This is a genomic window from Vreelandella janggokensis, from assembly GCF_031451615.1.
Taxonomy (GTDB): Bacteria; Pseudomonadota; Gammaproteobacteria; order Pseudomonadales; family Halomonadaceae; genus Vreelandella; species Vreelandella janggokensis.
In genome coordinates this window covers 183,135-196,726 of the sequence record NZ_JARWAJ010000007.1, presented here as the reverse complement: position 1 = coordinate 196,726, position 13,592 = coordinate 183,135, and the positions used below count along the sequence as shown (strand labels likewise).

General features: G+C 58.8%; 13 protein-coding genes. 6 read left to right on the top strand and 7 right to left on the bottom strand.

All coding sequences use genetic code 11. The annotated features are described in order from the left end of the window. Positions 1-9: 9 nt before the first annotated feature. The gene (locus QC816_RS17210) at positions 10-780 is read right to left on the bottom strand and encodes a pseudouridine synthase (protein WP_085918388.1); all 771 of its coding nucleotides are present in this window, start codon (positions 778-780) and stop codon (positions 10-12) included. Positions 781-965: 185 nt separating this feature from the next. Here QC816_RS17210 and sodC point away from each other — a divergent pair, with 185 nt between their 5' ends. After that, the gene (gene sodC, locus QC816_RS17205; protein WP_085918387.1) at positions 966-1,517 is read left to right on the top strand and encodes a superoxide dismutase family protein; all 552 of its coding nucleotides are present in this window, start codon (positions 966-968) and stop codon (positions 1,515-1,517) included. A 99-nt stretch (positions 1,518-1,616) separates the two neighbouring features. On the opposite strand, the gene bfr is transcribed toward sodC, so the two are convergent. From bfr to lptF, 5 genes are all read right to left on the bottom strand, one after another. Further along, positions 1,617-2,099 (bottom strand): bacterioferritin, encoded by a 483-nt coding sequence (gene bfr / locus QC816_RS17200; RefSeq protein ID WP_085918386.1) that lies wholly within the window; start codon positions 2,097-2,099, stop codon positions 1,617-1,619. 181 nt (positions 2,100-2,280) lie between these two features. Then, positions 2,281-2,487: a (2Fe-2S)-binding protein gene (locus tag QC816_RS17195; RefSeq protein ID WP_085918385.1), complete on the bottom strand. Its 207-nt coding sequence runs from the start codon at positions 2,485-2,487 to the stop codon at positions 2,281-2,283. Between the two features lie 158 nt (positions 2,488-2,645). Then, positions 2,646-3,119: an RDD family protein gene (locus QC816_RS17190; RefSeq protein ID WP_199284617.1), complete on the bottom strand. Its 474-nt coding sequence runs from the start codon at positions 3,117-3,119 to the stop codon at positions 2,646-2,648. A 20-nt stretch (positions 3,120-3,139) separates the two neighbouring features. After that, a complete protein-coding gene (gene lptG, locus QC816_RS17185) occupies positions 3,140-4,204 on the bottom strand; it encodes an LPS export ABC transporter permease LptG (RefSeq protein ID WP_199284616.1) in 1,065 nt (354 codons plus the stop codon). Next, on the bottom strand, positions 4,204-5,283 hold the full coding sequence (gene lptF / locus QC816_RS17180) for an LPS export ABC transporter permease LptF (RefSeq protein ID WP_085918382.1): 1,080 nt from the start codon (positions 5,281-5,283) through the stop codon (positions 4,204-4,206). Before lptF ends, lptG begins: the two co-directional genes overlap by 1 nt. A 105-nt stretch (positions 5,284-5,388) precedes the next feature. Between lptF and QC816_RS17175 the strand changes: the two genes are divergently transcribed. From QC816_RS17175 to QC816_RS17165, 3 genes are all read left to right on the top strand, one after another. Beyond that, complete coding sequence (locus tag QC816_RS17175; RefSeq protein WP_309783616.1) at positions 5,389-6,924, top strand: leucyl aminopeptidase; 1,536 nt, start codon at positions 5,389-5,391, stop codon at positions 6,922-6,924. A gap of 147 nt (positions 6,925-7,071) precedes the next feature. After that, positions 7,072-8,184 carry a branched-chain amino acid aminotransferase gene (locus QC816_RS17170; protein ID WP_309783613.1) on the top strand — a complete coding sequence of 371 codons (1,113 nt, stop codon included), beginning with the start codon at positions 7,072-7,074 and terminating at the stop codon, positions 8,182-8,184. Positions 8,185-8,258: 74 nt separating this feature from the next. Continuing rightward, a complete protein-coding gene (locus QC816_RS17165) occupies positions 8,259-8,690 on the top strand; it encodes a DNA polymerase III subunit chi (RefSeq protein WP_309783611.1) in 432 nt (143 codons plus the stop codon). Positions 8,691-8,780: 90 nt separating this feature from the next. Here QC816_RS17165 and QC816_RS17160 read toward each other — a convergent pair whose 3' ends face one another. After that, on the bottom strand, positions 8,781-9,236 hold the full coding sequence (locus QC816_RS17160; RefSeq protein WP_085918378.1) for a Spy/CpxP family protein refolding chaperone: 456 nt from the start codon (positions 9,234-9,236) through the stop codon (positions 8,781-8,783). Positions 9,237-9,407: 171 nt separating this feature from the next. Between QC816_RS17160 and QC816_RS17155 the strand changes: the two genes are divergently transcribed. Beyond that, complete coding sequence (locus QC816_RS17155) at positions 9,408-10,583, top strand: MFS transporter (protein WP_309783608.1); 1,176 nt, start codon at positions 9,408-9,410, stop codon at positions 10,581-10,583. A 100-nt stretch (positions 10,584-10,683) separates the two neighbouring features. Further along, the gene (locus QC816_RS17150) at positions 10,684-13,545 is read left to right on the top strand and encodes a valine--tRNA ligase (protein WP_309783605.1); all 2,862 of its coding nucleotides are present in this window, start codon (positions 10,684-10,686) and stop codon (positions 13,543-13,545) included. The last annotated feature ends 47 nt before the right edge of the window (positions 13,546-13,592 follow it).

The window sequence follows — 13,592 nt, the reverse complement described above, 5'->3', positions numbered from 1 at the left end:
CTCCCAGGCTCATGTTAAAAGGGCGGATGGCGTGCCGACAGGCGGCGTCCGCACGCTGTCCAGCGGCAAGTGGCCAGACCAGCCCAGGTAATCAAGCAGCGTGCTCATGGTGTCATCCAGGGCACAGCTAAGCTGAATGCGCTTGTCGAACAGCGGATGGTCAAACGCCAGATAGGTCGCGGCCAGCAGTAACCGGGGAGCACTTAGCTGTTCGGCAAAAAAGCGATTGTGGACGCTTTTGCCATGTTTGGCATCACCAATGATGGGGTAGCCACGCCGCGAAAGATGGCGGCGAATCTGATGGCGCCGCCCGGTCAGTGGCCGCGCCTCGACCAGCGAGTAGCGCGCCACGGGGTAGCGGTCGACCTGGACAGGTAGCTCAGCACTGTCCAGGCGGCGAATATCCGTCATCGCTGGCATCGCGGGCATTTCCGCCTTGGGGCGCGTGCCATCCTCTTCCCGGAGCGGGTAATCCAAGCGCTCACTTTCCGGGGCTTTACCGCGCACCACGGCCAGGTAGCGCTTTTCGACCTGACGTTCGCTAAAGGCGTCGCTGAGCAGAGCAGCGACCTCTGAGGATAAACCAAACACCATCACGCCTGAGGTGGGCCGGTCTAACCGATGCACCGGGTAGACGCGTTTGCCAAGCTGATTACGCAGCCGTTGAAGGAGAAATTCAGTTTCTCCACGCGCCAGCGCCGAACGGTGGACTAAAAGCCCTGACGGCTTATGTACCGCAACCAGATGCTCATCCTGATAGAGGATGTTGAGTGGCGTCATAACGCTCCTGGGTAATCATAACGAGTCACTATGGCAGAGTGCCATTGTCGCGGCTTGGCGCGGCGTTGTCACCCACGCGATGGGAAAAGCGCGGGACGAACGATTGGCAGTTTAGCCCTCATGCAGCTACTTTAAGGAAGTACCTTATCGCGAAATTTCCATGGACAAGGAAAGGAGACATCATCATGCGTCATGCAGCAATAATCGGCGGTCTTTCCGCCTCTCTACTGCTCGTCTCTGCTGCTCAGGCTAACAACAGCATGGATGTAGGAATGCATAAAATCAGCGCCGAAGGCGTCGGCGAGTCCATCGGCAGCATCACGCTGGAAGACACTGAACATGGCCTGCTGTTGACGCCTGACCTCAGCGATCTGGAGACTGGCCCCCATGGCTTTCATGTACACCAGAACCCAAGCTGCGAGGCTCAGGAAAACGACAGCGGGCACATGACCGCGGGGCTTTATGCCGGGGGCCATTATGACCCGGAAGAAACAGGCAGCCACAAAGGGCCCTACGACGACGGCCACCTGGGCGATTTACCCGTGCTTATCGTCGATGAAGACGGCAACGCCACTCTACCTGTCCTCGCGCCGCGCTTGAGTGTCGAGGATGTAAAAGGCCGCAGCATCATGATTCACGAAGGCGGCGATAACTATTCGGATGACCCTGAAGCACTGGGTGGCGGCGGAAGCCGCGTGGGCTGTGGCATCGTAGAAGCCTCTGACGACAGTGAATAACGCTTAGAGACAGCCAAAAACAAAACGGGCAGCCAATGATGGCTGCCCGTTTTGCGTTGTGCGATTGGCTCAGCTGTTAAGCTGGCTCAACTCAAGCGATTACTCGTCGCCTGCCATCTGCATCTGGCGCTGCATATAATTCTGAATACCCACCTTGTCGATCAAGCCAAGCTCGGTTTCGATGTGGTCGATATGATCTTCTTCGTCGGCGAGCAGGTCGCGCAGCAAATCGCGGGTAACGTAATCTTTAACGCTCTCGCAATAGGTAATGGCTTCGATGTAATCGTTGCGGCCATCGTGCTCGATCTTCAGATCGCTTTCGAGCATCTCTTTGACATTTTCGCCGATATACAGCTTGCCGAGATCCTGCAGGTTGGGAATGCCTTCAAGGAACAGGATACGCTCGATAAGTTTATCGGCGTGCTGCATCTCTTCGATGGATTCGTCGTATTCCCACTTGGCCAGCGCTTGCAGGCCCCAGTCCTTGTACATCTTGGCATGCAAAAAGTACTGATTGATGGCCACCAGCTCGTTGCCAAGTGCAATATTGAGATGCTCAATTACTTTCGGATCACCTTTCATGACGTCACCTTTTTGCTGTAATGCTGATAGTTTAGCAGGCTCTATCAAGCAGTTACGTTAATGGAGGAGTATTGGCCATAAAAGGCGTACTCCCAGCCTTACTGGGAGTATAGAGATGAGGACTAAAAATTCAAGCAAATCATATATTTGCTAAAGATAACCCTAACAATAGTGATTCGCGTCAAACGGCATATGCCAAGCCAGCATTGGCTTCCAGGCGCGCCTCATGAACCGCTTCGCGGGTCACCGACTTGGCGAAGCATGCACACTTGCCGCATTGGGTGGCACAGCCGGTTGCTTCACGGACTTCCTGCCAGCTACGCGCGCCGTCGCTCACCTGCTGGCGGATCTGATGGTCAGTTACTCCCTTGCACACACACACGTACATGGCTGCACCTCATAAAGTTCATAAGGTGAATGTAAATGAGTCGCATACATCTTTGCAAGTAAAAATGCATGACCTTTAGTATCGATTCGTCTTAAGTAACGTGAGGGTGCATGTAACTGATTGTCGGGAACGACATTTCATCCACTTGCAAAGAAAAATTAATGTTTGGGCAATTTCACGGTCTGGGTGCCAGAAGCGATGTCTGGCCAGCTGCGGCACTGGCTATCAAACAACACCCACCAGTAACCTATTCCCAGCGCTGCCAGGGAAAGCCAGGCCATGAGGCAGCGCACCAGACTTTGCTTGAGTGAAATGCTCTCTCCATCGAGGGTTTGCACACGCAGCCGCCACGCCTGCATGCCCAGCGTCATGCCTCCGCGCTGCCAGAAGAAAACAAAAAACAGCGTCGTGATCAGCACCAGCAAAAGCCGCAAACTCCAAATATCGACGCCCTGGATGCCAATCTCTTCTGCCTTCTGACCTAGCACGAACCTGAAAAACACCAAGTGAGCGACAGTCACGGCGATCCAGATGGCTGTCACCAACAGGCCATCGTAGAGCATCGCGCCCAGGCGCGATGGCAATCCCGCGGGCCGGGTATTGGCCGGTTGCGGAAAACGTCGCTTGGTCATGGGACTCCTCGGCATCTGGATTAACCGTTGCGCCGCAGGAAATACACTCCCACCACGGCGCACGCCAGCGTCGGGACCAGTACTGCCCAGACAGGGGAGAAACCAAAGAGTGTCGAGGCCGGTGCCAGCAAGTCCTGAACGTATTTAAAGACCAGCCCGGTCACCACGCCGTAAAACACCCGCGTGCCCGCCGCCACGGTGCGCAGCGGACCAAACACGAACGAAGCGGCAATCAAGACCAGCGACCCCATGGTCAGCGGCATTAACATTTTTTGCCAGAAATACAGCAACGGCTGGTCCGCCTGCATGCCTTGCTCTTCAAGGAAGCGCGCGTAAGCCCAAAGTTCGCTGGGTGCCTGACTTTCTACCGAACGCAACAGGCGCTCCAACTGAAGCGGGGTGAAGTCGGTTTCCCAGCGCAAGGTTTGAGCTTGCTCAGACTCGGTGTGGTCATCAAAAATCTGCGTGGTGGCGACATCTTCCAGTTGCCACCCGCCATCGTCCCAGATAGCGCGTTGCGCATGGGTCGCTTCGACGAGACGTTCCTCGTCAAACCGGTAACGCGTCAGGTCGAGCACCACATTGTCCGCCCGGATAGCCCCGAAGCGGTAAACACTGTCTCCTTCGACCTGCCAGCCGCTGCGGCTGGTTAACATGGCCCCCTCACCCTGAAGCTGTTCAAGCCGCCACGCTTCGGCATATTGTTCGGTGCGCGGGCTGACATACTCGGCCACCATCAGTACGACCACGACGACGACCAGCACAGGCTTCATCACGCTCCAGACAATACGTCCCAGTGAACGGCCCGCCGCTCGCATCACGGTCAGTTCATTACTTGACGCCATGCTGCCCAGGCCGATCAGCGCACCTATCAGCACCGCGACCGGCGCATATTGGTAAAACCGCCAGGGAGTCCGCATCAGTAGATAGAACAGTGCATCCAGTGCCGAATAGCCTTCCTGCACATCACCCAGATCGTCGATGTAGGCGATGGTGATATCCAATCCGAGCAGAACAAACTGCACCACCACAATGGCCGCCAGCACATTGCGAGCAATATAGCGGTCGAGTCGATCAACGATCATCAGCGCATCCCCTTGCGTTGCGAGTGCCAGATCAGCAAGAGCCCCAAGGCTAGAAACAGCCCATGGACGGGCCATATGCCCACGCTAGTGGACCACGCCCCGCTACCCACCGCATCGACAGCCGCCAGCAATAAGCTCAGGTACGCAACGTATAAAAAGACCGCGGGAAGCAACTTGGCAAACCGCCCCTGTCGGGGGTTAACCCGCGAGAGCGGCTGCGCCATGATCGCCAGAATAAAGACCATCAGCGGCAACCCCGCCCGCCACTGCCATTGGGCCTGGGCACGATCATTGTCATCCTGCCAAAGTGCCAACGTCGTGGCGTACTCCAGCGAATCCAGTTCCTGGCGGTCGCGGCTCAGGCCAAGCCGCAACGTGTAGCGCTCAAACGTCAAGCGTTCGGCGTTTCGCTGCCCCGGGGTCACGCCGTAACGCTCACCGTCATTAAGCACCAGAAAGCGGCTACCGGTATCCATCCGCGTTTCCTGATAACCCGACACTGCACGCGTGACATAGTTGTGTTCGGCATCATCACCAGGCTGACGCTGTTCATGAACCAACACATCCTGCATTTCGCTTCCATCATCATTGAAACCGCTGATATAGGCGGTACGCCCACCGCCAAACTCCTGAAAGCGGCCGGGGGCCAGGACTGAAACGTCCAAGCGGCTTTCCTGTTCTTCTATGATGGCAGCGGTCTGGAGGGCCCCCGCCGGTGTCAGCCACAGGCTGCAAACGCCTACCACTATCGCCACCGCCGAAGCGGGCAATAACGTCACCTTGAGAAGCCGCTTGGGGCTCATGCCACAGGCCACCATAACGGTAATTTCGCTGTTCATGTACAACTGGCCATAAGCCAGCAATATGCCCAGAAAAAACGAAAGCGGCAGGATAAGCTCCATGAACCCCGGCAGGTGATAGACCATCAAGCTACCCAGGATATTGACCGGAAAGTCTCCCTCCGCGGCGTCGGAAAAATAGCGGATAAAGCGGCTGCCCATGATCACCAACAACAAAATGCCCGCTACAGCGGACATGGTGACCAGAACTTCTCGTGTTAAATAGCGAAATAAGATCAACGCGCTCTCCGGCTAGTCGTGCAGGATGTTATGCAACACCTGCAGTGCTTGGGTACACTGGGACATTATCCTGAATACCTCGATGCTTGTCTTGTTGGAGACGTCATGGAATTTTCCGTTCAAACGGCTAACCCTGCCAAAATAGAAACGGCCTGCCTGGTCGTTCCTGTTTACAAGGTACCTGACCACAAAAGTAGCGACTTATTACCCGCCGTTGCCAAACTCGACGATGCCAGCGAACAGTTGATCGGCCAGCTTGTCGCCAGTGGCGACATTGATGCCAGCCTCGCAAACGTTCAGCTATTGCCGTATGCCCCAGGTCTGGGTGCCGAGCGCCTGCTGATTGTTGGCCTTGGCGAACGCGAAAAATGTCATGAAACGGCGTATCTGAAGGCGCTGGATGCTGCCATGGCGGCGCTGATCAAACTTCCCATCGATAATGCCAGCGTCATGCTGACCGAAGTGCCGCTTGCCGATCGCGATACGGGCTGGAAAGCGCGCAAAGTGCTCGAAAGTATCGAACGCGCGAACTACCGGTTTGATCAGTTCAAGCGCAACCCGGCGCCAGCGGCAAGCCTGACGCAATTGAACCTGATGATCAGCAATGCCGCCGATGCCGAAAGGGCTCGACAGGGCGCCCACCAGGGTAGCGCCATCGGTCAGGGCATCAACTATACGCGTACGCTAGGCAATCTGCCGGGAAATGTCTGCACGCCGAGCTACTTGGCCGACCAGGCGGAACAGCTTGGACGCGAATCCCAAGGCGCTTTGGCCGTCGATATTCTGGACGAAGAGGCGCTTGCCGAATTGGGCGCGGGCGCCCTGCTATCGGTCGGGCGTGGCAGTCGAGAGCCAAGTCGCCTGATCGTCATGCACTATAAAGGGGCCGACAATGCGGAAGAAGCCCCCCATGTCTTGATCGGCAAGGGTATCACCTTCGACACAGGCGGCATTTCGCTCAAGGCTGGCGAAGGCATGGACGAGATGAAGTTCGACATGGGCGGGGCGGCCAGCGTCTTTGGCACGGTCAAAGCGCTCCTCACGATCAAGCCCAAGCTGAACCTGGTGTTTATCGTCGCCGCAGCGGAAAACATGCCGGACGGCGCCGCCACCAAACCCGGCGACATCATTACCACGCTCAAGGGGCTGACCGTTGAGGTGCTCAATACCGACGCCGAAGGCCGTCTGGTGCTGTGCGACGCGCTGACCTATGCCGAGCGCTTCAAGCCGGCAAGCGTGGTCGATATTGCCACGCTCACAGGTGCAGCCATCATCGCGCTGGGCCATCATGCCACCGGTCTGCTCTCCAATGATGATGACCTCGCCCTTGACCTGCTGGATGCAGGCGAAGGCGCCTGGGATCGTGCCTGGCACCTACCGCTGTGGGATGAATATCAGGAACAGCTCGACTCCAACTTCGCCGACCTGGCCAATATCGGTGGCCGCCCTGCGGGCACGATTACCGCGGCGTGTTTCCTGTCGCGTTTTGCCGACCGTTTCCCCTGGGCACACCTGGACATTGCCGGCACCGCCTGGCACTCCGGCAAGCAGAAAGGTGCCACCGGCCGCCCCGTCGGCCTGCTCACCCAGTACCTTCTGGACCGGGAAAACGACGTCCAGGTTGAAAATGGCGACGACTAGACAACCAGCGGTTGCCTTTAAGCGCCACAACCGTTAAACCTGAACACATCAAGGCGTACTGGGCCTGACTCGGTGCGCCTGTTTTAATACCTCTTACTGATACAGTATTCGCCCGACAAGGCGTATTGCTAGCGGAGACCCACAGCCGTGCCCACTGCAAGTTCTGATACCCGTTTTGATGTGTTGCCGTCCAATCAGCCGACAGACGACGAGATTCGCGACAGCATTCTGGAAAGCCCCGGCTTTGGCCAGTACTTCACCGACCACATGGCCCACGTTCGCTGGACGATCGATGCCGACTGGCACGGTCACCAGGTGCGTCCTTACGGCCCCTTGACGCTTGACCCCGCCGCTTCGGTACTGCACTACGGCCAGGAGATTTTCGAGGGCATCAAGGCTTATCGTCACGCCGACGGCTCGGTCTGGACGTTCCGCCCCGAGAAGAACGCCGAGCGCTTTCGTCGCAGCGCGCGGCGTTTGGCACTGCCAGAGCTTTCCGACGAGGACTTTATTGGCTCGCTGAAAGCCCTGCTCGCCCAGGATCACGCCTGGGTGCCCACGCCCTCAAGCAATGCCGATGAGTGCAGCCTCTACCTGCGTCCCTTCATGATTGCCACGGAAGCTTTCCTGGGCGTACGCCCTGCCCATGAGGTGGATTACTACGTGATTGCCTCACCGGCCGCCGCCTATTTCAAAGGCGGCATTGAACCCGTTTCCATCTGGCTGTCTTCCCATTACAAGCGCGCCGCGCCCGGCGGCACCGGCTTTGCCAAGTGTGGCGGCAACTACGCGGCCTCACTGGCAGCGCAAAAGGAAGCCGCCGCCAACGGCTGCGGCCAGGTGGCGTTTCTGGATGCCGCAGAAAGCAAGTGGATCGAGGAACTGGGCGGCATGAACCTGTTTTTCGTCTTCAAGGACGGTCGCCTGGTGACGCCTCGCCTGACCGACACCATTCTCGAAGGCGTCACGCGCAACTCGGTACTCACCCTGGCCAAAGACGAAGGCCTGAGCCCGGAAGAACGCCCTATCAGCATCGACGAATGGCGTGAGGGCGCAGCCTCAGGCGAGATTACCGAAGTCTTCGCCTGCGGCACGGCGGCAGTCATCACGCCGGTGGGCGAGCTGGTCAGCGAAGACGAGCGCATTCGTCTTACGGCTGGCGGCAGCAACGAGGTCGCCAAGCGCATTCGCACCAAACTGCTGGATCTGCAATACGGCCGTAGCGAAGACCAGTACGGCTGGCTCACTAAGCTGGCATAACCCCCAGCCTTATTGCGTCGCCGCGGCATTGCCTGCGGCGGCGCTGCCTTGAGACGCCCTGCCAGGAATCCGCCATGGCGCGTATCGACTTTTATATCCTGCCGGACACCACGCTGGATGCCCGCCTCCAGTTTGCCTGCAAGCTGGCCGAGACCATCCACCGCAAGGGCTATCGCCTGCATCTGCACTGCGAGGATAAGGCCCTGGCTGAACAGGCCGACGAGGCCCTGTGGGGGTTTCGCGACGACGCCTACCTGCCCCACGCGCTGGAAGACAGCGACATGGCCGCCAGCGTGCCGATCACGCTAGGCTGGCAGCAGTTACCGGTGCCTTCGGCAGAGACCGCCCTGCTGAACCTGCACCCGGATATTCCCGAGGGCATAGAACGCTACACCCGCATTGCCGAAATCATTAACCAGCACCAGCAAGTACTGGTCGCCAAGCGCGCCTGCTGGCAGCGCTATAAAGAACTCGGCCATGAGGTCGTACCGCATAAGTTAGGGTGAGTTCGTTGAAATCATCTGCCACAAACGAGTGACCCCGCACGTGGCGGGGTCATCAAGGGAGAAGACAGTCTCTATCACTGCGTCTTCGCCTTAGCCTCCCTGCTGTTGCATCTGCTCCTGCATCTGTTGCATCTGCTGCCGCCGCTGGGCCATGGCCTCATCCAGTTGGTCGCGCTGTTCCTGGGTGAACACGTCTTCGATCTGAGACTGCATGATAACGCTGTCAGCGGTCATCTCGGCCGTCAGGTCACCAAGACGCTCAGCATCCGCGCGAATAGCCGCTTCATCGTAATCGGGCTGGACATGCTCGCTGAGTTGCCGTTGCAGCTCTCGGGCTTCCTGCTGCTTGGCACTGCTTTCATCTTGCATCTGGGTCAAAAGGCCGCTGAGTTCTTCCTTTTGCGCGTCATCCAGATCCAGCATTTCATCGAGCTGGTTAACCTGGTCATCGATACTGGGGGTACCACCACCCATTTGCTGGGCCATGGCGGGAGCACTGAACACCAGTGCGGCGACTGCCGGCGCGAAAAGCTTGGCTACCTGCATCAAAAACTCCAATTGCGTACAAAATGAATGACTACCCGACTCAATCCTGACGGGCCTTGTTCTACTCTCGCATTCAGACACTGCTGTTTTCAAAAAATTCGTCGTAACAACGAATTGTTGATTACCATAAGCGGGGCCTGCCACGCCCTGTACACTCCTGGAGACGCAAACGTGCTCACGCGCTACCCGCTTGTTACGATCGTTATTGCCCAACTATTCGGCACCTCGCTGTGGTTCAGCGTTAACGGCGTTGGTTTGGCGCTGCAGGAGGCCGTCGGCCTGAGTGAAGGCGATCTCGGACTCCTCACCATTGCCGTACAGGCCGGGTTTATTACCGGCACCCTGGCCATTGCCACCTCGGGGTTGGCCGACCGCGTTCGCGCCAGCCACCTGTTTGCCATCTCGGCGGTTCTCGGGGCGCTGGTTAACGCCGCCTTTATCGGCGTGGCAGATAACGTCACACTCGCCGGGTTCGCGCGTTTCGCGACGGGGCTTTGCCTGGCGGGCATCTACCCACTGGGCATGAAGCTGGTAGTTAGCTGGACGCCCAGTCACGCCGGGGCGGCGCTCGGCTGGCTCGTGGGCATGTTGACCCTGGGCATTGCCTCGCCGCACCTGCTGCGTGGGCTGACCCTGCACCTGCCCTGGCAATGGCCGTTGCTGCTGGCGTCGCTGCTGGCCCTGGCCGCCGCACTGCTGATTTATCGACTGGGCGTTGGCCCGCACCTGCCTGCCAAGGCAACCGGCGGACGGCCGTGGGCGGGGCTGGCCGCGTTTAAGCACAAAGACTTCCGGGCCGCGGCGCTGGGCTACTTCGGCCACTGCTGGGAACTATATGCACTGTGGGCGCTGGTGCCGTTTTTGGTCACACGCGAGCTGGAACGCCTTAATGCGGCCACCAGCGCCCAGTCCTGGATCAGCTTTTTGATCATTGCCATCGGCCTGCCCGGCTGCGTGCTGGCCGGCCGCTGGAGCCGCCATTACGGTAGCGCTCGAGTCGCGTTTGTGGCACTTGCCACGTCGGGCGCCTTATGCCTGCTCTATCCGCTGATCGGCGGGGCGCCACCGCTTTTGCTGATCGCCCTTTTACTTCTCTGGGGCTTTAGCGTGATCGCCGATTCTGCACAGTTTTCCGCCCTGGCCAGCGCTACCGCGCCACCCGAGCGGCTAGGCGCGGCGCTCGCCATGATGAACGCCATTGGCTTTGGGCTGACAATACCCTCGATTGCGCTGGTCACCGCCCTATGGTCGGACCAAGGCCTTGCAGTGATCTGGTGGCTGCTGCCGGGGCCGGTACTTGGGTTGATCGCCATGCGCGGACTGAATCGTCACTCGGTCAGGGCCTGACGCCCTACCCTTAATCGCGCTATACTTGACGCCATTTTTTCGATCCCATTTATGAATTCCATGCTTCCCGGCGGGGAGCATCGTTGCGGTGAGCCAATCCATGGAAAAGACCTACCAACCTGAACAGATCGAAACTCGCTGGTACGAGCGTTGGGAAGCCGACAACCGTTTCGCGCCGACCGGCCGCGGAACCCCGTTTTCGATCATGATTCCACCGCCCAATGTGACCGGCAGTCTGCACATGGGCCACGCGTTCCAGGACACCATCATGGATACCCTGACGCGCTGGAAGCGGATGCAGGGCAACAACACCCTGTGGCAGGTAGGCACCGACCACGCCGGTATTGCCACGCAAATGCTGGTGGAACGCAAAATTGCCGCCGAAGAAGGAAAAACCCGCCACGACCTGGGCCGCGAGGCGTTTATCGATAAGGTCTGGGAGTGGAAAGAGGAATCCGGCGACCATATTACCCGCCAGCTGCGCCGCATGGGCGCCAGCGTTGACTGGTCCCGCGAGCGCTTCACCATGGATGACGGCTTCTACAAGGCCGTACAGGAAGTCTTCGTGCGCCTGCATGAAGAAGGCCTGGTTTATCGCGGCAAGCGTCTGGTCAACTGGGATCCCACCCTGCACACGGCGATTTCCGACCTTGAAGTGGAAAACAAGGAGCAGCAGGGCAGCTTCTGGCACTTCCGCTACCCGCTGGCCGACGGCGTCAAAACCGCTGACGGCAAGGACTACCTTGTGGTCGCCACCACCCGCCCGGAGACCCTGCTGGGGGATACCGGCGTGGCGGTGAATCCGGAAGACACGCGCTATGCTTCGCTGGTCGGCAAGTTTATCGAGCTGCCGCTGGTCGGCCGTCGGATTCCCATCGTCGCCGACGAGCATGCCGACATGGAAAAAGGCTCGGGCTGCGTCAAGATCACCCCGGCACACGACTTCAACGACTACGAAGTCGGCAAGCGCCAGGATCACCTGCTGATCAACGTCTTCAGCCAGGATGCCACCATCCTTGAGCGCGCCGAGATCTATGACCTGAAAGGCCAGCCGCAGCCTGACGAAGACGCCAGCCTGCCCGCCAAATACGCCGGGCTGGACCGCTTTGAAGCGCGCAAGCTGATCGTCGCGGACATGGACGCGCTGGGCCTGCTGGAACAGGTGGAAGCCGTCAACAACACCATGCCCTACGGCGACCGCTCGGGTGACGTGATCGAGCCGCTGCTCACCGACCAATGGTTTGTGGCTGTCGAGTCCCTCGCCAAACCCGCCATCGAGGCGGTGGAAAACGGCGATATCCAGTTCGTGCCCAAGAACTACGAAAACATGTACTTTGCCTGGATGCGCGACCTGCAGGATTGGTGTATTTCCCGCCAGTTGTGGTGGGGTCACCGCATTCCGGCCTGGTACGACGAGGCGGGCAATGTCTACGTAGCCCGCACGGAAGCCGAAGTCCGCGAGAAGCACGGCCTGGGCGATGATATTGAGCTCACCCAGGACGAAGACGTCCTCGACACCTGGTTCAGCTCCGGCCTGTGGACCTTCGGCACCCTGGGGTGGCCGGAACAGACACCGGAGCTTGAAACCTTCCACCCGACCAGCGTGCTGGTCACGGGCTTTGACATCATCTTCTTCTGGGTCGCCCGGATGATCATGATGACGCTCAAGTTCACCGGCGAAGTCCCCTTCAAGACAGTCTATGTACACGGCCTGGTGCGCGACGGCCAGGGTCAGAAGATGTCCAAATCCAAGGGCAACGTGCTGGATCCCATCGACCTGATCGACGGGATCAGCCTGGACGCGCTACTCGAAAAACGTACCGGCAACATGATGCAGCCGCAAAAAGCCAAGGCGATTGCCAAGGCGACCCGCGACGAATTCAAGGACGGCATTGAAGCCCACGGTACCGATGCGCTGCGCTTTACGTTCCTCTCCCAGGCCACTACCGGGCGGGATATCAAGTTCGACATGAACCGCCTGGACGGCTACCGCAACTTCTGCAACAAGTTGTGGAACGCCTCGCGCTACGTGCTGATGAACGCCGAAGACGAAGACTGCGGCACCTCACTTGAAGGAGAAGGCGTCAACGATGTCGAGCTTTCTCTGGCCGACCGCTGGATTATTTCCCAACTGCAGAAAACCGAGGCCCAGGTCACCAGGGCGATGGAGGAATACCGCTTTGACCACGCCTCCCAGGCGTTGTACGAGTTCGTCTGGAACGAATACTGCGACTGGTACCTGGAGCTATCCAAGCCGGTACTGTGGGACGAAAATGCCAGTGCCGAGGCAAAGCGAGGTACACGCCGTACCTTGGTGCGGGTGCTGGAAACCGTTCTGCGCCTCGCCCACCCGATGATGCCCTACATCACCGAAGAGATCTGGCAACGTGTCGCACCGCTGGCAGGCACTTACGTCGGCGACGACGCGTCCTTAATGCTGCAGGCCTGGCCGCAAGCCGACGACAGCAAAATCGACGAGCAGGCGACCCGCGACATCGAATGGCTGAAAGGCGTGATCATCGCCGTGCGTAACATCCGCGCCGAGATGAACATCGCCCCCGGCAAGCCGCTCGACGTACTACTCACCAAGGGCAAGCCGGAAGATGCCGAGCGGCTTGAAGACTACCGCCACTTCCTCGCCAAGCTTGCCAAGCTGGAAAGCGCCACCTGGCTTGAAAATCCCGATGATGCGCCGCTATCGGCCACACAGCTGGTCGGCGACATGGAAGTACTCGTGCCAATGGCGGACTTGATCGACAAAGACGCTGAGCTCAAACGCCTGGCCAAGGAAATTGAAAAACAGGACAAGCTGATCGGCGGCATCGAGAAGAAACTCGACAACGAAGGCTTTATCGCCAAAGCCCCGGAATCAGTGGTGGAAAAAGAACGCGGCAAGCTCGCCGACTTCCAGGCCGCCAAGCAGCTGCTGGAAGAGCAGCGGGCTAAAATCTCAGCGCTGTAAGCCACGCGGCGCCAGGCAGCTCTTACCGCATGGCGCCCGTGCTACCT

Bases quoted from the DNA above. Each gene is read 5' to 3' on its own strand.
- QC816_RS17210 (WP_085918388.1), bottom strand. From the start codon at position 780: ATGACGCCACTCAACATCCTCTATCAGGATGAGCATCTGGTTGCGGTA.
- sodC (WP_085918387.1), top strand. From the start codon at position 966: ATGCGTCATGCAGCAATAATCGGCGGTCTTTCCGCCTCTCTACTGCTC.
- bfr (WP_085918386.1), bottom strand. From the start codon at position 2,099: ATGAAAGGTGATCCGAAAGTAATTGAGCATCTCAATATTGCACTTGGC.
- QC816_RS17195 (WP_085918385.1), bottom strand. From the start codon at position 2,487: ATGTACGTGTGTGTGTGCAAGGGAGTAACTGACCATCAGATCCGCCAG.
- QC816_RS17190 (WP_199284617.1), bottom strand. From the start codon at position 3,119: ATGACCAAGCGACGTTTTCCGCAACCGGCCAATACCCGGCCCGCGGGA.
- lptG (WP_199284616.1), bottom strand. From the start codon at position 4,204: ATGATCGTTGATCGACTCGACCGCTATATTGCTCGCAATGTGCTGGCG.
- QC816_RS17175 (WP_309783616.1), top strand. From the start codon at position 5,389: ATGGAATTTTCCGTTCAAACGGCTAACCCTGCCAAAATAGAAACGGCC.
- QC816_RS17165 (WP_309783611.1), top strand. From the start codon at position 8,259: ATGGCGCGTATCGACTTTTATATCCTGCCGGACACCACGCTGGATGCC.
- QC816_RS17160 (WP_085918378.1), bottom strand. From the start codon at position 9,236: ATGCAGGTAGCCAAGCTTTTCGCGCCGGCAGTCGCCGCACTGGTGTTC.
- QC816_RS17150 (WP_309783605.1), top strand. From the start codon at position 10,684: ATGGAAAAGACCTACCAACCTGAACAGATCGAAACTCGCTGGTACGAG.